This window comes from Gemmobacter serpentinus (genome assembly GCF_008973825.1).
Taxonomy (GTDB): Bacteria; Pseudomonadota; Alphaproteobacteria; order Rhodobacterales; family Rhodobacteraceae; genus Gemmobacter; species Gemmobacter serpentinus.
In genome coordinates, this window is the sequence record NZ_WCHR01000014.1 from 1 (window position 1) to 24,759 (window position 24,759).

Below are 24,759 nucleotides of genomic sequence, written 5' to 3' on the forward strand. Positions count from 1 at the left end.
TTCAATGCACTCGGCACTGCCGAGATTGAACGCGTGGCCTGAACCCAACGGGGAAAGGGGCGCGTCTAGCCGCAGCCGGACTTCTGCAACAATGCCCAGTCGAAGCGCTGCTGCGGCTGGTGCTCCATGTTGCCCCGAAGGAGGCATAACTGAAGGACCGCGACAGGCCGTCGATTGTGCCGCCGGTCGCGCTTGCGCCGTAATAGTCAAAAAAAGTGGATCGGGGAAACGGAATGTCCGAAAATCGGTGACATCCTGGGCGTATAATTCAGCCATTTTTTCAACTCTGTTACTGGTTACTCAGGACTATCGATAGTTGTCCGGCTATTCCCGCAAGCTGCCTGATGAAATGCCGCAGCAATGCAATACGGCCGCCCAAGGGCGGCCGCAAAAGGGCGGTCTCAATTCAAAATTCCGGCCTCAGCCCTCGCGTTCCTGGGCGACCAACTGGCGCATCCCTTCCAGCGGCACATAGCCCCGCAGCATACTTGTTTCCACCACAAAGCTCGGGGTGCCATTGATCTGCATCTTGCTGCCAAGCGCGTGATTGGCATCGATCACCGATTTCACCTCGGGGCTGTTCATCCGCGCGAGCACCGCTTGCGCGTCCAGCCCCAGATCCTGCGCCAATGACCCAAGCGTTTCCGGCGTGGCATCGCCCCGCAGCGTCAGCAGCGCGTCATGGGCCTTTTTATAGGCCGCATCGCCGCCGATCTGGCGCACGGCCAGCGCGAATTGCGCTGACAGCATCGACTGCTCGCCCAAAATCGGAAATTCCTTGATGATGAAGCGGATATTGCCATCGCTGTTCACCAGCTCCTCGACCTCTTGCCAGGCCTTGCGGCAATAGCCGCAGCGGTAATCCAGAAACTCGACCACGGTGATATCGCCCTGCGGATTGCCGCCGACCCAGTCGGAGGGATCCTGCATCAGCGCCGCCTTGTTGTCGGCGACCAGCTTCAAGTCAGATTCGGCCTCGGCCGCCTTTTGGCGATCTTCCAGAACCTGGATCGCCTCGAACAACACTTCGGGGTTTTCCATCAGATAGGCTTTCACCTCATCGCGAAAGGCCGCGCGTTCGGCCTCGGACATGGCGGTCATGTCGAAGGCCTGCACCGGCAGGGCGGCACCCAGCATCAGGCCGAAACCCAGGGCGGGCAGGGTGAAAAGCGGACGGGTCATCAAAATCTCCGAAGGGGCGGCGGGGCTTCGCGGGCAGGGCCGGGGGGCCTGCTTGACGCGCGCGCCCCGGCGGGCCAGTGTCTGCGCGACTTTACGGGGGCTTGTATGCAGGTTTCAAGTCGTGCGCTCGTCGATGCCTTCATCGTGAAGGTTCCCGGCTGGGCAAATGCGGCATTGCCAGCGTAAAGCGATCCATAACTGCTGTTTCGGGGGCGAGAATTGGCCGATAGCCTAGGGTTTTCCAAGCGTTCACAGGTTGACGCTTTCATCGTCATGGATGTCATGGAGAAGGCGCGCGCGCTGGAGGCATCGGGCCGCCACATCATCCATATGGAGGTGGGCCAGCCCGGCACCCCGGCACCAACGGGCGCGCTGAAGGGGCTTTCCGATGCGATGCAGGCGGGACCTTTGGGCTATACCGTGGCGCTAGGCCTGCCAGAACTGCGCCGGGGCATCGCAGGTCTTTACCGGCGTTGGTATGGGATCGATCTCAATCCAGATCGCGTGGTGGTGACCGCCGGGTCTTCGGCCGCTTTCCTTCTGGCCTTCTCCGCGCTGTTCGATGCGGGCGACCGCGTGGGTTTGGGTGAGCCGGGCTATCCCTCCTATCGTCAGATCCTCAAGGCGCTGTCCTTGCAGGCCGTGGGCCTGCCGGCTTCGGTGGAAAACCGGCTGCAACCCGTGCCCGCCGATCTGGCAGGTGTCGATCTGCAAGGCATGATCGTGGCAAGCCCTGGCAACCCGTCGGGCACCATGCTGTCGCATCAGGCGCTGTCGGATCTGATCGTGCATTGCGCGGGTCGCGGCATCAAGTTTGTCTCGGACGAGATCTATCACGGGTTGCATTACGGTGCGCGCGCGGTGTCGGCGCTGGAAATCAGCGATGACGTCTATGTCATCAACAGCTTTTCAAAATATTTCAGCATGACCGGCTGGCGCATTGGCTGGATGGTGGTGCCCGAGGATCATATCCGCGTGGTGGAACGGCTGGCGCAGAACATGTTCATCTGCCCGCCCCATGCCAGTCAGGTTGCAGCCCTTCATGCGCTGGATTGCATCGACGAGATGGAGGCCAATCGCGCGGTCTATGCCGAGAACCGCCGCCTGATGCTGGAAGGTCTGCCCAAGGCGGGGTTCGATCGCATCGCGCCGCCCGATGGGGCGTTCTATATCTATGCCGATGTCAGCGCGTTGACCGACAATTCGCTGGCTTTTGCTGCGGAGATTCTGGATCAGGCGGGCGTTGCGGTGACGCCGGGCCTTGATTTCGATCCCGCACGCGGCGCGCAAACCTTGCGCTTTTCCTATGCGCGGGCGACGGCGGATATTGCCGAAGGCCTGCGCCGGTTGCAGGATTATATGGCGAAACGGGGCTAGGACGGGTTGATTTGACGATGCGGCGGTTCGGTCTGGTCTGGCTTCTGATGCTGATGCTGCTGCCCCTTGGGCTGCGCGCACAGGAGCTGACGGCATTGGCGCGGCTTTTGCCGGAAGTGAGCCGGGTCGAGGCCTCGGCCTCTGGGCTGGATCTCACGCTTGGCCTCAGCCAGTCGGTGCCATGGCGCGCCCGTGTTGTGGATGATCCGCCGCGCCTTGTGATGGATTTTCGCGAGGTGGACTGGCAGGGCATCGACAAGATGCCGCAATCGGGTGTGCCCGATCTGCAGGCGGGTGCATTCCGCCCGGGCTGGTCGCGGCTGGTGGCACCGTTGCCGGGGCCGATGGTGATTGCCGAGGCGGGCATGACCACGGCCCCCGGCACCCGCATCACCTTGCGGATGGACCCGGCCAGTGCCGAAGAATTTGCCGCAAAGGCCGCAGCGCCCGAGCCCGCAGGTTGGGCACTGCCCAAACCCGCCGATGTGGCGCGCGTCGAGGCGCGCCATGACGGGCAATTGGTCGTCGTGCTGGATCCCGGTCATGGTGGGATTGACCCGGGTGCCGAGCGCGACGGGGTGAAGGAAGCCGATCTGGTCCTGACCTTCGCACGCGAGCTGAAAGAGCTGATGATGCGCGATGGCGATACGATTGTGGTGCTGACGCGCGAGGAAGACACCTTCGTGCCGCTGGAAACGCGCATTTCGACCAGCCGCGCGGTGGGGGCGGATGTGTTTATCTCGCTTCATGCCGATGCGATTGCCGAGGGCGAGGCGGTGGGGGCCACGATCTATACCCTGTCGGATGCAGCATCGGATGAGGCCGGCAAGACCCTGGCCGAACGCCACGATCGCGCCGATCTGCTGGCAGGCGTCGATCTGACCGAACAGGATGACATGGTGGCGCGGGTCTTGATGGATATGGCCCGCACCGAGACCGAGCCGCGTGTGGATCGGCTGGCCGATGCGCTGGTGACCGCGATCAAGGCGGCAGATCTGCGGATGCACCGTCATCCCCGGCAGGAGGCCGGGTTTTCGGTGCTGAAATCGCCCGATATCCCCTCGGCCCTGCTGGAACTTGGCTTCCTGTCTTCGGAACGTGACCTGAAGCGCCTGCAAGATCCGGCCTGGCGATCCAAGATGGCAGCGGCGCTGCGTGAGGGCATTCGGGCCTGGCACAAGGACGAGGCCGCGCGGGCCGGCCTGCAACGCTAGGCCGGTCTCGGCGAAAATGCCCGCGTAAGCATCCGGAACGCGGCCATGTGTTTTGACCTCGGGCCGCTTTGCGCCTATATGGGGGCAACCCTTTTGGGGCCCTGAATGGGGGGCGCGATATGGGACATGGTCTGGGTAGCGGCAGGAGTGCAGGCGTGGCGCGGTTTATCGGGTCCTTTATCGGAGCCATCTTCAGCTTTCTGACACTGGGCCTGTTGTTCGCGGCGCTGTCCTTTGGCGCGGTGTTCTGGATCTATTCCCGCGACCTGCCCAGCTATGAAAGCCTGACCCAATACAAGCCGCCGATCATCAGCCGCATCTATGACGGCGAGGGCCGCATGATCGACGAATTTGCCGAGGAACGCCGGCTGTTCGCCTCGATTGAGGATGTGCCGGATGTGGTGAAATTCGCCTTCATCAGCGCCGAGGACAAGCATTTCTATACCCATAAGGGCTTTGACATTCTCGGCATCGCTTCGGCGGTGCGCGATGCGGCCTCGGGCAGCCGGTTGCGCGGTGCCTCCACCATCCCGCAACAGGTGGCCAAGAACTTCCTGCTCTCGGGCGACCGCACGGCGGAACGCAAGATCAAGGAATTGATCCTGTCGACCCGTCTTGTCGATGCGCTGCCCAAGGACCGGATTCTGGAACTTTATCTGAACGAGATCTATCTTGGTCAGAACAGCTATGGCGTGGCCGCTGCCGCGCTGACCTATTTCAACAAATCGTTGACCGAACTGACCCCGCATGAGGCCGCGACCCTTGCCGCCATGCCGCGTGAGCCCGCGCGCTCGCACCCTGTGCGCGACCATGACAAGGTGCTGCGCCGTCGCAATGAAGTGCTGCGCGAGATGCGCGACAATGGCTATATCGACGCGCAAACCTATGAGGTCGAGGTCGCACAGCCGCTGAAATCGGTGCAGAATGGCGACTATCCCGCCTTCCGCACCACGCTTCCGCCGCGCAACTACTTTACCGATGAGATCCGGCGCCAGCTTTCGACCAGCTTTGGCCAGAAGGAATTCTTCTCGGCGGGCTTTGCCATTCGCGCGACCGTCGATCCCGATCTGCAAGAGGCGGCCGCCGCCGCGCTGCGCAGCGGTCTGGAACGCTATGATCGCGGGCAGGGCGTCTGGCGCGGCACCGGCAAAAAGATCGAACCCGGCGCGCTGACCTCTGAAGCGGATTGGCGCGAGGCGCTTTCCAAGGTCGCGGTGCCCCGCGATATCGCGGGCTGGCATCCGGCCGTTGTGCTGAGCCTTGGCGAAAGCAGCGCCCGCATCGGCATCGAGGGCGTGGACGAAGACGAGGATGGCCATTTCATCCCGGCCGAGGATGTGACCTGGGCGCGCAAGCGTCTGGCGGATGGCAAGCTGGGCAAGAAGGCACGCGTGGCGTCTGATCTGCTTGATGTGGGCGATGTGGTGCTGGTGCGCGCAATGACCAGCGACAGCGATGGCAGCTTCATCCGCTGGACCTTGCGCCAGGTGCCGGAGGTGCAGGGCGCCTTCATGGCGATGGATGTGAATTCGGGCCGCGTCATGGCGATGCAGGGCGGCTTTTCCTACCAGGATTCGGAGCTGAACCGCGCCAGCCAGGCCCTGCGTCAGCCGGGGTCGAGCTTCAAGCCCTTCGTCTATGCGGCGGCCTTGGACAGCGGTTTCAACCCCTCGACCATCGTGGTCGATGCGCCTATTGAGCTGAACACGCCGCAAGGTCTGTGGCGGCCCAAGAACGCCTCGAACAAGTTTTACGGGCCGACGCCATTGCGCACCGGGATCGAGCAGAGCCGGAACCTGATGACGGTGCGGATCGCGCAGGAGATCGGCATGGAGACGGTTGCAGGCTATGCTGAACGTTTCGGCATCTATGACCGGATGAACGCGTTCCTGTCCAACTCGCTGGGGGCACAGGAAACCACGCTGCTGAAGATGGTTTCTGCCTATGCGATGCTGGCCAATGGTGGCGAGCGGGTGGAGCCGACGCTGGTGGACCGCGTGCAGGACCGCTATGGCAAATCGGTCTATCGTCACGAGGCGCGCAGCTGCACCAATTGCGAGGCGGCGATCCTGCCTGCGGGGGAAGCCCCGACCATCGTTTCCAAGCGCGAACGGGTGATCGATGCGATCACCGCCTATCAGATCACCTCCATGATGGAGGGGGTGGTGCAGCGTGGCACCGGGCGCGGCATCAACCTGCCGGTGCCGGTGGCGGGCAAGACCGGCACCACAAACGACGCAAAGGACGTGTGGTTCGTGGGCTATACCTCGAACATCGCGGCGGGTTGCTATATCGGCTATGACAACCCGCGCACCCTTGGCGGCAATGCCTCGGGCGGCGGGCTATGCGGCCCGGTGTTCGAATCCTTCATGCGGGCGGCGGTGAAGAAATACGGTGGCGGCAAGTTTGCCGTGCCGCCGGGCGGCCATTTCGTGAAGATCGACCGTTTCTCGGGCGCGCGCCTGCCCGATACCGCGCAGGGCGACAATGTCGTATCGGAATACTTCCGTGACGGCGATGAGGGCGGCGGCGGTGGCTTCTTCGTCGATGGCGGCTTTGCCATGGGAGAAAACCTGCCGTTGTTTGCGGTGGGCGAAACCGATGGCGGTGCGGCGCAGGTCACCACGGCCAGTGGCCAGACAAGGGTGATCCCGAAGAAGAAGGCCGATTTCGGCACGCTGTCTTCGGGTGGGCTTTACTGACCGGCCAGGGCCCGATCCGGGCCCGGCCGCCTTCCTTAAATTTAGATAGACAGAGCCGGGCGCATTGCCTCAGGATGGGTGCATCTTTGATGACCCAACTTTTTTCATTGGTGATGACATGGCAACGCGCAAGGGAACCGGCCGCGCCGATACGATTTTCGGAACCAGCGGCAAAGATGTTATATTCGGAAATGGCGGCAATGACCTGATTTATGGCGGGCATTCCAACAACTGGTATCACGCGGACAAGGGCGATCGCATTGATGGTGGCAAGGGCAATGACACCATGTATGGCGGGCACGGCGATGACTATTTCCTGCATGGCGAAGGGGCAGACGTCTTCTATGGGTTCGCCGGTCGGGACACGCTTGATTACAGCCGGGCCAAGAGCGGGATGACGCTTTCGATCAGTGGGTTCTCGACCGGCAATACCGGCGCGGCCCGCGGGGATTCCGCCGAAAATATCGACGTCGTGATCGGCACCCGGTTCCATGACGACATTACCGGCCAGTCCAGCAATGCCTCGACCCTGAAGGGCGGCGCGGGCAATGATACCCTGACCGGCGGATTTTATAGCGACCAGCTTTTGGGGCAGGCCGGTTCCGATATGATGTTCGGCGAAGAGGGCAACGACCGGCTGCGGGGCGGTGCCGGGCAGGATGAGATTTACGGCGGGGACGGCAATGACAGTCTCTATGGCGAGGCGGGAAATGACACCCTTTACGGTGGCAAGGGACTGGATTCGCTGTTTGGCGGGGCTGGAAACGATGCCTTTGTCCTGACCGGCGGCAGCCGGGTCACTGGCGGCGCGGGGGCCGATATCTTTGACAACCAGAACCTGGATGGAAGGGTTGTCATCACCGATTTCAATCTGACCTCGGGGGATAGGATCAGTCTGGCAGGGGGGATCTTCCGCAGTTTCGACGAGATCCTGAAGAAGATCACCATGCAGGGCAACGATGCCGTTCTCAGGCTGAACGCATCGGATACGATTGTGCTGCAAGGGGTCGCCAAGGCCGATCTTCTGGCGGATGACTTCTATTTTTAAGTTCGCAGCCACCGATCCGGGCAGGGTGTGACGACCAAAGCGGCGAGGCTTTGCGCAGGCATCGCCGCTTCCCGCTGTTGAACGCTTGTCGCTTGCGCCTTGGCGCGGTATGAACCCGCGCCAGACCCTTATTTGCCGACGGGAAGACCAAGCGATGCGCGCCGAAACCCAGAACCAAGCCGAAGCCATCCGCAAATCGCTGGCCCTGCTTGCGCAACGCATGGATTACGAGACCGCGCCGCACCGGCTTGAGGAATTCAATGCGCTGATCGAGGATCCCAATCTGTGGAACGATCCGGCCAAGGCGCAAAAGCTGATGCGCGAGCGTCAGATGCTGATGGATGCCGTTGGCACCTACAAGATGATCGAGGCGGGTCTGCGCGACAATATCGAGCTGATCGAGATGGGCGAGGCCGAGGGCGATGCCGAGATCGTGGCCGAGGCCGAGGCCACCATCAAGGCCCTGGTCGACACCGCGCGCGCCAAGGAGCTTGAGGCGCTGCTGGATGGCGAGGCCGATGGCAATGACACCTTCCTTGAGGTGAATGCGGGCGCGGGCGGCACCGAAAGCTGCGACTGGGCCTCGATGCTGGCGCGGATGTACACCCGCTGGGCCGAAAAGAAGGGCTACAAGGTCGAACTTCAATCGATCTCCGAGGGCGAAGAGGCCGGGATCAAATCGGTCTCCTACAAGATCAGCGGACCGAATGCCTATGGCTGGCTGAAATCGGAAAGCGGCGTGCATCGTCTGGTGCGCATCTCGCCCTATGACAGCGCGGCGCGGCGCCACACCTCGTTCAGCTCGGTCTGGGTCTATCCGGTGGTCGACGACAATATCGAGATCGAGGTTCTGCCGAACGAGATCCGCATTGATACCTATCGGTCTTCGGGCGCGGGCGGTCAGCACGTCAACACCACCGACTCGGCGGTGCGGATCACCCACCTTGCCACCGGCATCGTGGTGACCAGTTCTGAAAAGTCGCAGCACCAGAACCGCGATATCGCCATGAAGGCGCTGAAATCGCGGCTTTACCAGATGGAACTGGACAAGCGGAACGCTGCGATCAACGCCGCCCACGAGGCCAAGGGCGATGCGGGTTGGGGCAACCAGATCAGATCCTATGTTCTGCAACCTTACCAGATGGTGAAGGATCTGCGCACCAATGTGGAAACCTCGGACACCGATGGCGTGCTGAACGGCGATCTGGACCGCTTCATGCAGGCGACGCTGGCGCTGGATGTGGCCGGGAAAAGCCGCGCCGAGGCCACCGCCGAGGATTGATCCCGGGCGTCATGGCGATAGATCAAAGGGCACCCGTTGCGGTGCCCTTTTCCATTTCAGCCCCTGAACCATGGATCTGAACCCGCAGCCTTTGCGCCCAAGGCCGATATCCTGCATTGAAGAAACAGGTTTTTTCTTGTGATTTCCTGCGCTTAACTTATCCGCAAAGGGGAGACGACAAGATGTCGCAGATCGGGGCCACGCCTGCCGCCACAGCAGAGATCAATCTGATCGGCTTTTCCGATCTGTGGGCCGCCTTGGCCGCCGGCGGAAGGGACCTGCGGGCGGCACCGCTTTTCGCGTTGGCCTTCGCGCTTCCTTATGTTTTGGGTGGCTGGCTCGTGGCTTGGGCGCTGACCGCGCAGGGACAATTGTGGTGGACGCTGCCCGCCAGCGCGGGCTTTCCGATCCTTGGCCCCTTCATTGCCTGCGGGTTCTATGAAATCTCGCGGCGGCTGGAGACGGGCGAGGCCTTGAACTTGCGCGCCATTGCCGGGGTGATCTTCCGCCAGAAGGACCGGCAGATCCCGTCCATGGCGGCGGTGATCGTGATCTTCTTCCTGTTCTGGAACTTCCTTGCGCATATGATCTTTGCGCTGTTCCTTGGCACGGTGTCGCTGACCAATATCACCTCGTCACTGGAGGTGTTCACCACATCCCAAGGGGTGTTGATGCTGCTGGTCGGCACGGGGCTTGGCGCGGTGATTGCGACGCTGCTGTTTGCCCTGACTGTGGTCAGCCTGCCTTTGCTGCTGGATCGAGAGGTTGATTTCGTGACCGCGATGCTGACCAGCATTGCGCTGGTTCAGGCCAATCCGCTGGTCATGCTGGTCTGGGGGGCGGGGATCGCGATGGCGCTGTTTCTGGCCATGCTGCCTGGCTTTCTCGGGCTGTTTCTGGTGCTGCCGCTGTTTGGCCATGCCAGTTGGCACCTGTATCGGCGCGCGCTGACCTGAATTGCAGCCCTGCGATCCGGCCCAGCACCCCTTACGGGCCATTACCTATGGGCGATCATTCCTGCGTGGGGCGGGTTTCCGGCAAAGCGATGCGCGCCACCTGTTCGGCGATCGGATCCACCGACAGCGGATGCAGCTCGGCGCTGTGCGCTTCCGGGTCGCCAAGCGGTTGCCATTCACCCGCCTTGTAAATCTCCAACGATGAGAACCGCGCCTTGTAACCCATCTTGCGGCTGCCCGGCACCCAATAGCCAAGATAGACGTAAGGCAGGCCCGCCTCGCGCGCGATCTCGATATGGTCCAGGATCAGATAGGTGCCCAGACTGTCATCCAGCAGATCGGGGTCATAAAAGCTGTAGACCATGCTCAGCCCGTCATCGAAGACATCGGTCAGGCTGACGGCAGCAAGCTGCGGGTTGCGCGGATCACCGGCGGCCGGGTTGGTATATTCGATCACGCGCGAGCGGATCGGGGTTTCCTCGATCATCGCGGCAAATTCGAAAATATCCATATCGGCCATGCCACCATCGGCGTGACGCTGGTCCAGATAGCGGCGGAACAGTTGATACTGATCCTCGGTCGCCCAGGGGCTGGTGGCATTGCGGCGCAAATGCGCATTGCGGCGCAGGACCTTTTTTTGGGTCCGGCTGGGCTTGAAATCCGCAACCCGGATCCGCGCCGACAGGCAGGCCGAGCATTCGGCGCAGGATGGGCGATAGAGCACATTCTGGCTGCGCCGGAAGCCCTGCTTCGACAACGTGTCATTCAACCGCTGCGCATGATCCCCCTGCAGCGCCGTGAACAGCTTACGCTCCATCCGCCCGTCCAGATAGGGACAGGGCTGTGGGGCCGTCACATAGAATTGCGGTGCAATGGGTAGGGTGTGACGCATCGCTTGGGCAGGTGTATGACCGGGTGGGATTGAGATATGCGGCGGAGGTTAGCAAGCAGGGCGCCTGTCGCCAAGCGCCCAATTCAGATTGTCCATCGGATTCTCACAGCTTTCGGGCCATATCATGGCGGATCGGCAGCAAGCTGCCCAATCGCTGGGGGCGGCCCACCGATATGGGCCGCAGTTCGTGTCAGGCCCGATTGATGACGACTGTGCCCAGCACATGGTCGGTCAGGCCCTGGCCGCGTGCCGACATCATCATCAGCGCGATGGATAGCAGCTGCACCAGCATTGTGCCAATCGACAGCGTATAGCCGATCGTGTGCAGCAGCGCGTGCGAGAGGTCGAACCGCTCGCCATTGCGGGTCAGGAACTCGATATTCATCACCCGCATTCCCAGCGTGGCCGACCCTCCGGCCAGCGTCACGACGCGATAGAGAAAGCTGATGACCACATAGATGACCGGCAGGAAGAAGAAGCCCACGCCAAGTGTCAGCACCGCCACCACGCCGGTCATCAGGCCGACAATCAGCACATCGATGACCCAGGAGAAGGCCCGCTTGGCGACGGTGCCGGAATAGAATTCGGCCTGCGTCACCGGATCGGGCAGGCGGAGCAGGTCGGGAGGGGCGAACATCGTGGGCGTCCTTCATGTCAGAATGTCAGGGGCAAAGATGGGCGGCGGATGGCTGTGTCACAAGGGCCGAAGTCACAGGGGCCGAATGACCCGCAGCCTATGGGAAAGCCTCGGGCTTGTGGGTGCTGCGGGGGGCTAGCTGTGCGGCTGCCCGCCGGTTTCCGCCCGGCCGGGTTATCCCGGCCGGACAGGGAACAGCGTCAATAGGCACCGCGGGCGGGTTCGTCCGTGGATGCGGGCGTGGTCGCAGTCTCTGCGGCGGTGGTCGCGCGCTCATCCATGAAACGGTCGAATTCCTGCTTGTCCTTGGCTTCGCGCAGGCGTTGCAGGAAGCCCTCGAATGCCTCTTGCTCGTCTTCCAGGCGCTTCAGCGTATCGGCCTTGTAGGCGTCAAACGCGGTATTCCCCGAAGAGCGGAAGGTATTGCGGTGGCTGGAACGGCGGCAAAACATCTGCGTTTCTCCTTTGAAGCGGGATTTGGCGGCATGGTCAGGATAGGCGCTGCGGCTGAAACGGCCGGTCATCAGCATATAGGCCCCAAGGCCCAGACCTGCGGGCCAGACGGTGATGAAGCCCAGGACGGTGGCAGTGATCCAGGCCTTGCGGCCATGGCGGTCAAGCCAGTCGCGGGCATTGCCCAGACCTTCGCCGATCCGGCTGAGTGGGCCGGTTCTCGGGGCGGCGTGGCCGCCCATTGCGGCAGAGGAAGAAGCGGTATGCATCGGCGGTCTCCCGGTTGGGTGTTGATGTGAATGTCTTTCACATGAACGAAGATGGGAAAGCCGCCGGTTCCGCGCAAGGGGGGGATGTGAATGTTTTTTACATGTCGCGTGGCCGGATCGGTTCGGGGCTTAATGCGCCACGCTTTTCGACAGGGTGTTGATGACCACAACACCCAGGATGATCAGGCCAAGCCCGACCATCGCCCAGAGATCAAGGCTTTGCCGGAAGATCACAAAATTGATCGCCGCAATGAAGACGATGCCAAGGCCGCTCCACAGCGCATAGATGATGCCGACGGGCAGGGCCCCGGTCAGCAGCGAAAGGCAGTAAAAGGCGATGCCATAGCAGATCGCCATGCCTGTGGTCGGGAGAACCCGGGTGAATTGCGCGGATTGCGCCAGCAGCGTGGTGCCTGCAACCTCGAAGGCGATGGCCACCGCAAGGATGGCATAGGTGACGGGCTGGGTCATGGCAGGCTCCGGACTTTCACGGATGGGATGAGGAGGGGTGGGTGGCAGCGATCAGCCGCTGGAACAGTGCATCTGGGTCAGAGGGCGGGTGCCCCTGCAGGCAGGTCAGCCAATAGCCGTCGGTCGCAAGCCGCACGAGTTCCAGCCCCGGATCGGCGTCGGTTTCGGCATGGCGGGCAAGGCGGGCCTGAAACCAGTTTGACCAGATCTGTGCCAGCCCCGGATCGGTCAGCGCCGACAGCGACAGCGACGACCAGGGCGATCGGCTGGCCGGCGGGGCGCTTTGCTCCTCGGTCGTGGCGGGCTGTTGAAAGGTGCAGAAGACATAGGCGCGGGTGAAACAGCCGAAGCCGCCCGGATCATCCGCCAGAACCGCATCCAACCTTGTGTCGATCTCGACAATCAGCGCGTTGCACAGCGCATCGATCAGCCCCTGTTTGGAGCCGAAGTGATGAAACAGCGCGCCTTTGGTCACGCCCGCAGCCTCGGCCACGCCGGGCAGGGTGAGGGCGGCAATGCCCTGGGCCAGCGCCTGTTCGGCGGCGGCATCCAACAGGGCGCGTCGGGTCTGTTCGGGGGTCTTGGCTTTGCGATAGGCGTCGGTCATCGGAATCATACCTTTGGGTATGAAGTTACATACCGAAGGGTATGTTTGCCGTCAAGAAAGATACTGGTGGGTATCTTTTAACGATTACAGGGTGGCGGGCATTCAGCAGCGCCGCTTTCGGGGGGAGTGGTTCTCAGGGCGGCCGGGCTTTCAGGCGGTGAATGCGGCCTGCGTGGCGCCGGTGATCCGCAGCAGGTCTTGCGGTGCGATGGGGAAGATATGGCGGGGCGTGCCCGCTGCCCCCCAGATCACCGGGAAGTCCAACAGGTGCGGATCGAAGAATTGCGGGCTTGGTGTCAGATGCCCGACCGGGCTGACGCCGCCAATGGCAAAGCCCGTGACATCACGCACCTGTTTGGCATCGGCGCGCCCCAGAACCTCACCCGCAAGGGCAGATGCCTTAGCCGCATCCACCTGATTGCCGCCTGCGGTCAGGAACAGATAAAGCCGCCCGCTTTCCGCGCCCGCGAACAGGATCGATTTCACGATCTGGTCCAGCGCGCAGCCCGCCGCATCCGCCGCCGCCTGCGCGGTGCGGCAATCGCCCATCTCGAAGGGCGTGATCTGCAACCCTGCATCGGCAAGGGCTGCGGTAACGCGGGCGAGGGATTTCGACATGGGCGCGGACCTTTGGGTGGGGATCTACTTGGCGGGCGATGTGACCCGGGGGCGCTTCGCCCCCCGGAACCCCCAGAGGATATTTGGAAACAGATGAATGGGTGAAGGGGCAACAGGCATGGCAATGGGTGAAGGGTAGGCAGGTAGAAGATCGCAGGGCCGCTCAGGCGGCGATAGCTTTGGCAAGGCGGTTCAGGCGGCTGCGCTTCAGCATCGCCTTCAGTGACAGGGTCTGACCGGCAAGGCGTTCGGCGTCCTGATGGGTGTCGTGGATCGCCCCCGCGATGGCGGCGGGGGCGCGGCTGTGCAGCTCCCACAGGAAGCCATCTGGATCGCGGCGGGTGATCCCTTCTGCCGCGAGCACATGGCCGGGGAAATCTGCGGCGTTGAAGGTCAGGATCGCGTCCGAACCGCTGGCGATGGCGGTGGCCAGCACATGCAGGTCGTCAGGATCGGGCAGGATATGGCGCGCCTCGATCTCGGGGTGCGGGGCGGTCATCGCGCGGGGAAAGACCCTGCGCATCCGGGCGGCATCCTCAGCCGCCTCGATCGCGGCCTGCGCCCCCAGACGCGGAATGGCGCGCTGCCATTCTTCAAGGATGCGGTCGGACCAGACGGGCTCATAGAGCCCCGCACGGGCCGCGCGCAGCAATATCGTGCGCAGCACCGAAGGGAAGATCACGCAGGCATCCAGCGTGACGCGCATCGATCCGGCCCGCCCTCAATCCAGCCGGAAGACCAGCGATTTCAGATAGCCGCTTTCGGCAAGTTGCGGCATCAGCGGATGGTCCGGCCCGGCAAAGCCGGTATGGATCAATTGACCACGCCGCCCGCCACGGCCAATGCCGCGCGCCGAGGCGTTGCGAAAGCTGGAGAGATCCGCCGCATGTGAGCAGGAGCAGAGCACGAGGTAACCGCCCGGTGCCACCAGCGGTGCCGCCAGACGTGCAATCCGCTCATAGGCGCGCAGACCGGCCTCCAGCGCGGGTTTGGAGGGGGCAAAGGCCGGCGGATCGCAGATCACCAGATCGAAGCGGCCTTCATCTCGGCCCTCAAGTTCCTGGCCAAGCGCCTCAAGCACATCGAACGCATCGCCCTGACGGGTGGTGAACCGATCCGCGACACCGCTGGCCTTGGCCCCTTCCGCGGCCAGCGCGAGGGCTGCGGCCGAGGCGTCGACGGCAAGCGCAGAGGCCGCCCCTCCGGCCAGGGCCGCAAGGGCAAAGCCGCCGACATGGGTGAAGATATCCAGAACGCGGGCGTCTTTCGCAAGGCCTGCGGCAAAGGCGTGGTTCGGGCGCTGGTCATAGAACAGGCCGGTTTTCTGCCCGCCGACCAGATCGGCCATATAGGTCGCGCCATTCATCGGCACCGGGATCGGCGTATCGATACCACCCAACAAGGTTACGGTTTCCTCGGCCAAGCCTTCAAGCGCCCGAGAGCGGCCGGTGCCGTTCTTGATGATGGTGGTCACACCCGTCACCGCCTGCAAGGCGGCGGCCAGCGGCACGATATGCGCCTCGGCCCAGGCGGCATTGGGCTGGATCACCGCCGCATCGCCGAAACGGTCGATCACCACGCCGGGCAGGCCATCGGCCTCGGCATGGATCAGGCGGTAGAAGGGGGCGGCAAACAGGCGCGCCCGCAGATCCAGCGCGCGGGCAATCCGCGCCTCGAACCAGGCCTGATCGATCACCGTGTCCGGGTCACGATCCAGCATCCGGGCGATGATCTTGGATTTGGGGTTGACGGTCACAAGGCCCATCGGACGGCGGTCGCCATCTTCCAGCACGCAAAGCGCACCCGGCGCGATCGCCTGGGTCCGGCGATCCGTCACCAGCTCGTCGGCATAGACCCAAGGGAAGCCATGGCGGATGGCGCGGGCCTCGGCCTTGGGTTTCAGGCGAACGGTCTTGCGGGGCTCGGTCATCGGATCACATATCGAAAAGGGGGGCATGAAGCCCCCCCTCTAGCGGTTTCGGACCCGTGTTGAAAGCCCGGATCAGTAGATGACACCGACCGTGGTGATTGCTGGGGTCACGGATTGCGACACCGCAGCCATTTGGGGGGCGGTTTCCGGCAGGCCCGCAGGCACGCTGACCGGGGTCGACAATTCGCGGGCAATCACGGCGGCCAGATGCTCGGTGATGACCACGCGCATGGTGCGGCCCATCTGTTCTTCGGCAATGGCCTGCGATCCGCCTGCGCCCTTCACATCGGCGACGACATGACGGGGGCCGTCCACAATGGCACCAGTGGTCAGATCGCGCACCGACAGCGTGAATTTCACCGAATGCACGCCGCCAAAGGTATAGCGGGTCTTCTCGGTCAGCGAATGAAAGCGGGTCACTTCCACATCCAGCGCCACCGGGCGGCCCGAATGCATGGCGGCGGTGCCGCGCGTCAGGCCTTCCTCAAGGATGGACTTCACCTGCAGATGGCGGTTGCCACGCGCCTCACCGCGCCAGACGATATCCGCCAGCGGGTAATACATATTGGCCTCCGAAACGCGGAGCTTTTCCGGCACGGTAACGTTCACCTGCTGCACATCATATTTCGGCACCATCACCGTGGGACCCTGCTTGGTCGCCACAGAAAGCGTGCCGTCCAGCGGTGCGTTGCGGCTGGCAATGCCACCGCCGCAGGCGGTCAGCCCGACAGCCGCCACCAGAAACATCAGAACCCGAAACGCTGCCTTCATCTTGCCCTCCAAAGGGTGATCGCCGCCTGTGAAGGTCAATATCGGCGTTGATCGTGGCTGAATTTGGCGCGAACCATGGTAAACATCGGGTATTCTCGGGACATAAACATGTGCAGAGCCAGGTGGGATCGCTGCGGCAGGTCGCAGTCCTGCTAGGTCTTGTTAGCGCTAACGCAAGCTGATATATCTGTGCCAGCCGATCTGAACGGAGCCAGCCATGACCCTGAACGCCACCATCGCCCGCGTCACCGACCGTATCCGGGCCCGGTCCGAGGGGCTGCGGGGCGACTATCTGACGCGGATCCGGGCGGCGGGGCAGGCGGGGCCTGCGCGTGGCCATCTGGCCTGCGGCAACCAGGCCCATGCCTATGCCGCGATGGGACAGGACAAGGGTGCGCTGGTTGACGCACGCCTGCCCAATATCGGGATCATCACCGCCTATAATGACATGCTTTCGGCGCATCAACCCTATGAGGATTACCCCAAGCTGATCCGCGCTGCCGCGCGGGCGGCCGGGGCCACCGCACAAGTGGCGGGTGGTGTGCCCGCGATGTGCGATGGCGTCACGCAAGGCCAGCCGGGGATGGAGCTGTCGCTGTTTTCCCGCGATGTCATTGCGCTGGCCACCGGCGTATCGATGAGCCACAACACCTTTGATGCGGCCCTTTATCTTGGCGTCTGCGACAAGATCGTGCCGGGCCTCATCATCGGGGCTGCGGCCTTTGGCCATGTGCCAAGCGTCTTCGTGCCCGCAGGCCCGATGACCTCTGGCATCCCGAATGACGAAAAAGCCAAGGTGCGCCAGCAATTCGCCACCGGCGAAGTGGGGCGCGACCGGCTGATGCAGGCCGAGATGGCCTCGTATCACGGGCCGGGCACCTGCACCTTCTATGGCACCGCGAACACCAATCAGATGCTGATGGAGTTCATGGGCCTGCACCTGCCGGGGGCAAGTTTCGTGAACCCCAACACGCCCCTGCGCGATGCGCTGACCCAGGCCGCCGTGGCGCGCGCCGCGGCCATCACCCAGCTGGGCAATGACTATCGCCCGGTGGGCGAGATCCTGGACGAGCGCGCCTTTGTCAACGGCCTTGTCGGGCTGATGGCCACCGGCGGCTCCACCAATCTGGTGCTGCACCTGCCTGCCATGGCGCGGGCGGCGGGGGTGCTGCTGGATTTGGAAGATTTCTCGGATATTTCCGATGTCGTGCCGCTGATGGCCAAGGTCTATCCCAATGGTCTGGCCGATGTGAACCATTTCCACGCCGCGGGCGGCCTTGGCTATATGATTGGCGAGTTGCTGGATGCTGGGCTGCTGCATCCCGACGCCAAGACCGTGGCGGGCGATGGTCTGAGCCTTTACCGGCAGGAGCCCAAGCTGATTGACGGGCGGCTGGAATGGCAGCCCGGTTCGGGCGAGACGCTGAATGACCGCATCCTGCGCCCGGCGGGGGATGCCTTTGCCCCGACCGGCGGCCTGAAACAGCTGTCCGGCAATCTGGGGCGTGGCGTCATCAAAGTGTCTGCCGTGGCCCCAGAACGCCACATCATCGAAGCCCCCGCGCGCATCTTCCACGACCAGCCTTCGGTGAAAGAAGCGTTCAAGCGCGGCGAGTTCACCTCGGATGTGGTCGTCGTCGTCCGCTTCCAGGGGCCGCGCGCCAATGGAATGCCGGAATTGCATTCGCTGACGCCGACACTGGCGGTCTTGCAGGAACGCGGGCTGCGCGTGGCGCTGGTCACAGACGGTCGCATGTCGGGCGCAAGCGGGAAGGTGCCCGCCGCGATCCATGTCGCGCCCGAGGCTGCGATGGGGGGACCGCTGGCCCGGCTGCGCGACGGCGATCTGGTGCGGCTGGATGCGGTCGCCGGCACGCTCGAGGTGCTGGCCGACGATTTCGCCAATCGCGAGGCAGTGACCGCCGATCTGACAGCCAACGGCTTCGGCACCGGCCGCGAGCTGTTCGAGACCTTCCGCCGCAATGTCGGCAATGCGACCGAGGGCGCCTCGTCGCTGTTCTGATCCCGTTGACAAGGATAATGCCATGACCCCGCAAGAAGCCTCCAAACGCAGCGCCGAGATCTGTGCGCTGGCCCCGGTGATCCCGGTTCTGGTGCTGGATGAGTTGGTCCATGCCAAACCGCTGGCCGAGGCGCTGGTGAAGGGGGGCCTGCCGGTGCTGGAGGTGACGCTGCGCACGCCGGTGGCGCTGGATGCGATCCGTGCAATGGCCGAGGTGCCGGGCGGCGTGGTCGGCGCCGGCACATTGCTGACGCCCGCCGATGTGAAGGCGGCCAAGGCCGCCGGCGCGACCTTTGGCGTCTCGCCCGGCGCGACCGCGCGCCTGCTCGATGCCTGTGAGGAACATGACCTGCCATTGCTGGCGGGTGCTGCCACCTGTTCCGAGGTGATGACCCTGCTGGAACGCGGCTATACGGTGCAGAAATTCTTCCCGGCCGAGGCCAATGGCGGTGCGCCTGCTTTGGCCGCGATCGGTGGCCCGCTGCCGCAGGCGCAGTTCTGCCCGACGGGGGGCATCACGCTGGCCAAGGCTGCGGAATATCTCAAGCTGAAGAATGTGCTCTGCGTGGGCGGCAGCTGGGTTGCCCCCAAGGCGATGATGCAGGCGGGCAATTGGGATGGGATTGTGGCGCTGGCTGCCGAGGCCGCCGCCCTGCCGCGCGGATAGAGAGAAAGTCGGGGGGCTGTCTGCCCCCCGCTGCGCCTTTGGCGCATTCCCCCCGAGGATATTTTGGAACAGGTGAGGGGAGGAACGGTCCCGTTCTGTGCGGCCACCCCCGCAATGCGACGGGGGAAGCCGACGCGACGCGGCGGAAGCCTGGCTGCGAATGGCCTCTGGCATCGGGTGGCGTCTTGTCCCAGCTTGGAGGGCCCTGCCTCGATCACTTGGCCGCAACAGGATCCGTTTCTGCGATTTGCAGCGTTCCGAAGATGGGGATGGTTGGGCGTGGGTGATAAAGGCGCGCTGTCGCTGTCGCGCTCATGCTTTTGTCGCGGTTGCGGTCATCTTGCCGGAAGATCTGGCAATCGATCTGGCGGGACAAGGCTGTTTCGGAACGGATCGTCCAGCGAATGGGGCAATCTGCCCCAGGGCTGCGACCCAATCACCCCCGAGGATATCTGAGGACAGAAAATGGACCTGCCCCGCGCTGATTTTCTGTCCCTAACTATCCTCAAGGGGCGGCCCCGCAGCGGCGAGGGGAGGCGCGCCTCCCCTTTGCGATATCAGTCTGGTGGGTGGACGGTTGCCATATAAGGCACGATCACCGCTTCGGCCTCCACCACCGCGCTCGCAAGTCTCTCCGACAGGTTCGCCGAGTCGCTGGCGCCGGTTTCCCGGACAAGGAAGGCGCGCGCGCCCTCACCAAGTGTCGCCAGGTCCAGCGTGCCATCGGTCAACAGTCTTGTGCCGCATTGCAGCCGCCAGAGCAGGCGATAGGCCGATAGCAGACTGGTCTCCTGTGCGGCGGACAGCGCGCCGCATCTGACGCCCGCGCGCAATTGTTGCTCCACCCGCCGCGACGGATCGGCGGAACGCAGCGTCACGGTCTGCGCCAGCAGTTCGATATCCATCAACCGGCCGGGGCCGTTCTTGGCCTCCCACGCGCCGGAGGCGGGTTTGGCTGCGTGCAGGCGGCGGCGCATATCGGCGACATCCGACAGGATTGTGTCCCCTTGCGCCTTGGCCGTCAGCACCGCGCGCCGTGTCGTCTCGACCTCGGCAGCAAGATCCGCGTCCCCCGCCAGCACCCGCGCGCGGGTCAGCGCCAGATGCTCCCATGTCCAGGCCTCTTCCATCTGGTAGAGCCGGAAACTGGTCAGCGAGGTCGCAACCATCCCTTGCCGACCCGAGGGACGCAGACGCATATCGACCTCATAAAGCCGCCCCTCGGCGGTTTGCGCCGTCATCGCGGTGACCATGGCCTGGGTCAAGCGCGCGAAATAGGGCCGGATCGCCAGCGGCCTCGGCCCGTCCGACATTTCGGCCCCGCCCGCATCATAGATCATGATCAGGTCAAGGTCGGACCCCGCATTCAGCCGTCCCGCGCCAAGGCTGCCCATCCCCATCACCACCGCGCCGCGCCCGGGTTGGGGCCCGTGCTTGCGGGCAAATTCGTCACAGACCACCGGCCAAAGGGCGGCCACCACTGCTTCGGCCAGATCGGCATAGCTTTTCCCGGCCTCGAAAGCGTCGATCAGCCCGCGCAGGTGATGCACGCCGATGCGGAAATGCCATTCCTTCATCCAGCGCCGCGCCGCATCCAGCTTGCGCTCATAATCGGGTACCGCCGCCATGACCTTGGCCAGATCGGCGCGCAGGCTGGCCATGCCGGGCCAGGCAGCCCAAAAACTGCCGCCGATCACCGCATCCAGCACCCCCGCATTGCGCGACAGATAGCGCGCCAGTTCTGGTGAGGTAGAGGCGATATCGACGATCAGGTCGATCAGCACCGGATTGGCCTCAAACAGCGCGAAAAGCTGCACCCCGGCAGGCAGGCCGGACAGGAACCCGTCCAGAGCAATCAACGCCTCATCAGGATGGGCGGCCTTTTGCAGCGATTTCAACAAGGTGGGACGCAGACGGCGGAAGATCTGCACCGCGCGTTCCGACCTGAGCGCCGGATAGTTGCGCCAGTTTTCCACGATGGCGCGGGCGCTGTCCGACAGTTCCGGCCCATCCTCGGCGGCGTTCGGAGCGAAGAACCCTTCGGTCAGCGTATCGGTGCGGGTCAGGCGCTCCAGCAGATCGGCGCGGAACCGGGTCACATCACCCACGCCGCAAAAGGCCGCGATGCGTGCGATGCCCTCGGGGCTGTTCGGCAGGTCGTGGGTCTGCTGGTCACCGATCATCTGCAAACGGTGTTCGATCTCGCGATGCGCGCGGTAAAGATCGGTCAGGTCATGGGCCACATCTGGCGGCACCCAACCCTTGGCGGCAAGCGCGGCAAGTCCGCCAACCGTGGTGCGGTCGCGCAGATCGGGGTCGCGCCCGCCCGCGATCAATTGCCGGGTCTGGGTGAAGAACTCGATCTCGCGGATGCCGCCTTGCCCGAGCTTCATATTATGCCCTTCGAGCACGATCGGCCCGTGCAAGCCGCGATGGTCGCGGATGCGCAGCCGCATGTCATGGGCATCCTGGATCGCCACGAAATCCAGATGCTTGCGCCAGACAAAGGGTGTCAGCGCCTTCAGGAACCGCGCCCCCGCCGCCAGATCGCCCGCCGCAGGGCGGGCCTTGATATAGGCCGCGCGTTCCCATGTGCGCCCCTGCGCCTCATAATAGCCTTCCGCCGCCGCCATCGAGATGCAGACCGGCGTCACGCTGGCATCGGGCCGCAGCCGCAGGTCGGTGCGGAAGACATAGCCCTCGGCTGTGATATCCGACAGCAGCGCCGCCATCTTGCGGGTGACACGGATGAAGGCCGCGCGGGCCTCTTGCCAGTCAGCGCCATAGCGATCCTGATCGAAGAGGCAGATCAGATCGATATCGGAGGAGTAGTTCAGCTCGCGCGCGCCGCCCTTGCCCATGGCGAGTGCGACCATGCCGCCTGCGGTTGCCGCATCATCGGGCGTGGCACCGGGCAGCTTGCCGCGCCGGATCTCGTCTGCGGTGAAGGCACGCAGCGCCAGATCGGTGGCGCGGTCGGCCAGATCGGACAGGGCGGCGGTGACCGTCTCCAGCGGCCAGACGCCGCCGAGATCGGCAAGCCCGGTCAAGAGCGCCACGCGCCGCTTGGCTTGGCGCAGGCCCGAGGCCAGCTGATCGGGGGGCAGGGCATCGATGCGGGCAAATTCGGCCGCAAGCGCCGGCTCTGGCGCGCCGGACAGCGTGGCGCGCAGCCAGTCGGCCTCTTTCTCCATCAGCGATTTCAGATAGGGCGAACAGCCTGCGGTGCCCTCGATCAGCCCCAGAAGCTCGGGGGGCAGATCAGCAAAACGGTCACGGGCGTCGCGCCCGGCACCCGTGTCATAGGGCAGGGGCTGGCGGCTGAGGCGGGCGGCGAAAGCGGCATGTTCCATGGCCTGACCTTGGCGCGGCACCGGCCTTGCGTCAACGGGGGCTCAGGAGGCGACGGGCCTTAGGGGGCGACGGGGGATTGCCAGCGCGCAGTATTGGCCGCAATAGCTACGATGCGATCTTGCGTGGCTGGGTGCGACAGCAACCAGGCCGGGGCCGAACCACGATTGCCGGTCAGTTTGCCCAGTTTTTCAAACAGGGTGATCTGCGGGCCGGTGCCAATGCCCGCCTTGATCAGCAGGGCCGAGGCATAGGCATCGGCCTCGAACTCGTCCTGCCGCGAGATCCGGGCCATCAGGGCGGCGGCCACCAGATTGGCGATCCAGACACCAACGACCGGAATGAAGCGCATCAGGATGGTCGACAGCAGCATGAAGATCGCATTCGCGCCGGTGAAATCCACCATCCGCCGCCGCGTATGGCCAAGCGCCACATGGCCCAGCTCATGCGCGATGACAGAGGCCAGCTCATCCGCGCTGACCTCGCCTGCGCGGTATTTGCGCAGGAAACCTTCGGTCAGGAAGATGCGACCATCGGGGGCGGCCAGCCCGTTTACCGGGTCAATCTCGAAGACATGAACCTTGATCTGCGGCAGGTCGAGGGCTGCGGCCAGTCGCGCGGCCACATCCAGCAGCGCCGTGTCAGACAGCGGGCGGGATTTCTGATCCAGCATCTGCTTCGTCCGCCAGGCGGAGAAGTGATACATCAGAAACGCATAGACAATCGGCAGCAGGATCGGGAGGAATTTCAGCATCCCCCCGATCCTGCTTGTATCAGGCACCCGGGCGCAACAGCTTTTTGCTGGGCAGGAAGATGGTCAAGAGACCAATTGCCGGCAGCCAGGCGCAAAGCTCATAGACGGTGCGGATGCCATGGCTGTCAGCCAGGATGCCGAGCACGGCGGCCGCGATCCCGCCCATGCCGAAGGCAAAGCCGAAGAAGATGCCCGCCACCATGCCGACCCGGCCCGGCACCAGTTCCTGCGCAAAGACCACGATGGCCGGGAAGGCCGAGGCCAGGATGAAGCCGATGATCACCGACAGCACGCCCGTCCAGAACAGCCCGACATGCGGCAAGAGCAATGTGAAAGGCAGGACGCCCAAGACCGAGATCCAGATCACCGTCAGCGTGCCGAAGCGATCCCCGATCGGGCCGCCCAGAACCGTGCCAAGCGCCACGGCCCCCAGGAACAGGAACAGCATCAGCTGCGATTGCTGGGTGGTCAGGCTGAAGGTCTCGATCAGGTAGAAGGTGTAATAGGACGAGATCGAGGCCATATAGATGTTCTTGGAAAAGGACAGCAGCGCCAGCACGACCAGTGCCGCGATCACCCGGTTGCGGGCGACGGGCAGGGCGGTGCTTGCGGGTTTGCGGCCCTTGGCGTCGGTCAAGGCGGCGGCATACCAGTAGCTGACCCGGTTCAGGATCGCCATGCCGATCAGGGCGATCACGCAGAAGGCCGCAACTGAGGGCCGCCCCAGCGGCACCACGATGAAGGCCGCCAGCAGCGGGCCAATCGCTGTGCCGAAATTGCCACCAACCTGGAACAGAGATTGTGCAAGGCCAAAGCGCCCGCCCGAAGCCATGCGCGCGACCCGGCTGGCCTCCGGGTGGAAGATGGCCGAGCCGACCCCGATCAGCGCGGCACCCGCCAGCAGCATCGGGTAATTGGGCGCGAAGGCCAGCAGGATCAGCCCGAAGAAGGTGGCCCCCATGCCGATGGGCAGCGATTTCGGCAGCGGCTTGCGGTCGGTGAACAGCCCGACCGCCGGTTGCAAGAGCGAGGCGGTGCCCTGGAAACAGGTGGTCAGCAGGCCGATCTGCCAATAGTCGAGCTGGAAATCGTCTTTCAGCATCGGGTAGATCGCCGAGAGCAGCGATTGCATGATGTCGTTCAGCATATGGCACAGGCTGATTGACAGGATGATCGCGAACGCGGTCGATTGCACAGGATTGACCTGTGGCGCAGGGGCGGTGGTCATGGCGCGGGTCTTTCGGACATGGGTCGGACGCTGGTTGGGCTCGGACATAGCTGCGGTGGAACGAACGCAAGCCGGGCAGGGCGGCGCGGGCGCATGTTGCGCGGCACGGCCACTGGACGGGGCGTCCATCGCAGGGACGCTAGGCCTGTGTCTGGGCAGAGTCCACCCGAAAGCTGCGCCGATTTGTCGCGGTTACAATTCTTCCGGTTGCACAGGTCTGCCCGGTGCGGCTTCAGCGTTCAGCGTTCAGCGTTCAGCGTTCAGCGTTCAGCGTTCAGCGTTCAGCGTTCAGCGTTCAGCGTTCAGCGTTCAGCGTTCAGCGTTCAG

At 63.8% G+C, this 24,759-nt stretch carries 21 protein-coding genes; 8 read left to right on the forward strand and 13 right to left on the reverse strand.

Annotated features, from left to right (window positions below; all coding sequences use genetic code 11):
- Positions 1 to 420: 420 nt before the first annotated feature.
- The gene (locus GBJ34_RS07995) at positions 421 to 1,182 is read right to left on the reverse strand and encodes a DsbA family protein (protein WP_226341091.1); all 762 of its coding nucleotides are present in this window, start codon (positions 1,180 to 1,182) and stop codon (positions 421 to 423) included.
- Positions 1,183 to 1,455: 273 nt separating this feature from the next.
- On the opposite strand from GBJ34_RS07995, the gene GBJ34_RS08000 reads away from it, so the two are divergent.
- From GBJ34_RS08000 to GBJ34_RS08025, 6 genes are all read left to right on the forward strand, one after another.
- Positions 1,456 to 2,559 (forward strand): pyridoxal phosphate-dependent aminotransferase, encoded by a 1,104-nt coding sequence (locus GBJ34_RS08000; RefSeq protein ID WP_151718767.1) that lies wholly within the window; start codon positions 1,456 to 1,458, stop codon positions 2,557 to 2,559.
- Between the two features lie 17 nt (positions 2,560 to 2,576).
- Positions 2,577 to 3,773, forward strand: a complete 1,197-nt coding sequence (locus GBJ34_RS08005; RefSeq protein ID WP_226341092.1) for an N-acetylmuramoyl-L-alanine amidase family protein — start codon at positions 2,577 to 2,579, stop codon at positions 3,771 to 3,773.
- 155 nt (positions 3,774 to 3,928) lie between these two features.
- Complete coding sequence (locus GBJ34_RS08010) at positions 3,929 to 6,475, forward strand: penicillin-binding protein 1A (RefSeq protein ID WP_151718751.1); 2,547 nt, start codon at positions 3,929 to 3,931, stop codon at positions 6,473 to 6,475.
- A gap of 118 nt (positions 6,476 to 6,593) precedes the next feature.
- Entirely contained in the window at positions 6,594 to 7,523 is a 930-nt protein-coding gene (locus GBJ34_RS08015) for a calcium-binding protein (RefSeq protein WP_151718752.1), read from the forward strand.
- Between the two features lie 154 nt (positions 7,524 to 7,677).
- Positions 7,678 to 8,805 (forward strand): peptide chain release factor 2, encoded by a 1,128-nt coding sequence (gene prfB / locus GBJ34_RS08020; RefSeq protein ID WP_151718753.1) that lies wholly within the window; start codon positions 7,678 to 7,680, stop codon positions 8,803 to 8,805.
- Positions 8,806 to 8,987: 182 nt separating this feature from the next.
- A complete protein-coding gene (locus GBJ34_RS08025) occupies positions 8,988 to 9,761 on the forward strand; it encodes a DUF2189 domain-containing protein (RefSeq protein ID WP_151718754.1) in 774 nt (257 codons plus the stop codon).
- Between the two features lie 55 nt (positions 9,762 to 9,816).
- Here the strand turns inward: GBJ34_RS08025 and GBJ34_RS08030 are convergent, their stop codons facing one another.
- The 9 genes from GBJ34_RS08030 to GBJ34_RS08070 form a co-directional block, all read right to left on the reverse strand.
- Positions 9,817 to 10,653 (reverse strand): arginyltransferase, encoded by an 837-nt coding sequence (locus GBJ34_RS08030; protein WP_151718755.1) that lies wholly within the window; start codon positions 10,651 to 10,653, stop codon positions 9,817 to 9,819.
- Between the two features lie 190 nt (positions 10,654 to 10,843).
- The gene (locus tag GBJ34_RS08035) at positions 10,844 to 11,290 is read right to left on the reverse strand and encodes an RDD family protein (RefSeq protein WP_192931145.1); all 447 of its coding nucleotides are present in this window, start codon (positions 11,288 to 11,290) and stop codon (positions 10,844 to 10,846) included.
- Positions 11,291 to 11,490: 200 nt separating this feature from the next.
- Positions 11,491 to 11,985, reverse strand: a complete 495-nt coding sequence (locus GBJ34_RS08040) for a DUF2852 domain-containing protein (protein WP_404811413.1) — start codon at positions 11,983 to 11,985, stop codon at positions 11,491 to 11,493.
- A 156-nt stretch (positions 11,986 to 12,141) separates the two neighbouring features.
- Complete coding sequence (locus GBJ34_RS08045) at positions 12,142 to 12,483, reverse strand: DMT family transporter (RefSeq protein ID WP_151718757.1); 342 nt, start codon at positions 12,481 to 12,483, stop codon at positions 12,142 to 12,144.
- A gap of 16 nt (positions 12,484 to 12,499) precedes the next feature.
- Positions 12,500 to 13,090, reverse strand: a complete 591-nt coding sequence (locus GBJ34_RS08050) for a TetR/AcrR family transcriptional regulator (protein WP_151718758.1) — start codon at positions 13,088 to 13,090, stop codon at positions 12,500 to 12,502.
- A 150-nt stretch (positions 13,091 to 13,240) separates the two neighbouring features.
- Positions 13,241 to 13,708, reverse strand: coding sequence for a YbaK/EbsC family protein (locus GBJ34_RS08055; RefSeq protein ID WP_151718759.1), 468 nt, complete (start codon positions 13,706 to 13,708; stop codon positions 13,241 to 13,243).
- Positions 13,709 to 13,871: 163 nt separating this feature from the next.
- Entirely contained in the window at positions 13,872 to 14,414 is a 543-nt protein-coding gene (locus GBJ34_RS08060) for an RSP_2648 family PIN domain-containing protein (RefSeq protein WP_151718760.1), read from the reverse strand.
- Between the two features lie 15 nt (positions 14,415 to 14,429).
- Positions 14,430 to 15,638: an RSP_2647 family RNA methyltransferase gene (locus GBJ34_RS08065; protein WP_151718761.1), complete on the reverse strand. Its 1,209-nt coding sequence runs from the start codon at positions 15,636 to 15,638 to the stop codon at positions 14,430 to 14,432.
- A gap of 72 nt (positions 15,639 to 15,710) precedes the next feature.
- Entirely contained in the window at positions 15,711 to 16,409 is a 699-nt protein-coding gene (locus tag GBJ34_RS08070; protein ID WP_192931146.1) for a DUF6778 family protein, read from the reverse strand.
- Positions 16,410 to 16,626: 217 nt separating this feature from the next.
- Between GBJ34_RS08070 and edd the strand changes: the two genes are divergently transcribed.
- Together edd and eda are read left to right on the forward strand one after the other, a co-directional pair.
- On the forward strand, positions 16,627 to 18,432 hold the full coding sequence (gene edd, locus GBJ34_RS08075; RefSeq protein ID WP_151718762.1) for a phosphogluconate dehydratase: 1,806 nt from the start codon (positions 16,627 to 16,629) through the stop codon (positions 18,430 to 18,432).
- Positions 18,433 to 18,454: 22 nt separating this feature from the next.
- Positions 18,455 to 19,099: a bifunctional 4-hydroxy-2-oxoglutarate aldolase/2-dehydro-3-deoxy-phosphogluconate aldolase gene (gene eda, locus GBJ34_RS08080; protein ID WP_151718763.1), complete on the forward strand. Its 645-nt coding sequence runs from the start codon at positions 18,455 to 18,457 to the stop codon at positions 19,097 to 19,099.
- Positions 19,100 to 19,656: 557 nt separating this feature from the next.
- Here eda and GBJ34_RS08085 read toward each other — a convergent pair.
- The 3 genes from GBJ34_RS08085 to GBJ34_RS08095 are packed head-to-tail and all read right to left on the reverse strand — an operon-like array spanning position 19,657 to position 24,432.
- On the reverse strand, positions 19,657 to 22,452 hold the full coding sequence (locus GBJ34_RS08085) for a [protein-PII] uridylyltransferase family protein (RefSeq protein ID WP_151718764.1): 2,796 nt from the start codon (positions 22,450 to 22,452) through the stop codon (positions 19,657 to 19,659).
- 59 nt (positions 22,453 to 22,511) lie between these two features.
- Complete coding sequence (locus GBJ34_RS08090; protein ID WP_151718765.1) at positions 22,512 to 23,204, reverse strand: M48 family metallopeptidase; 693 nt, start codon at positions 23,202 to 23,204, stop codon at positions 22,512 to 22,514.
- 19 nt (positions 23,205 to 23,223) lie between these two features.
- Complete coding sequence (locus GBJ34_RS08095) at positions 23,224 to 24,432, reverse strand: MFS transporter (protein WP_151718770.1); 1,209 nt, start codon at positions 24,430 to 24,432, stop codon at positions 23,224 to 23,226.
- Positions 24,433 to 24,759: the final 327 nt, after the last annotated feature.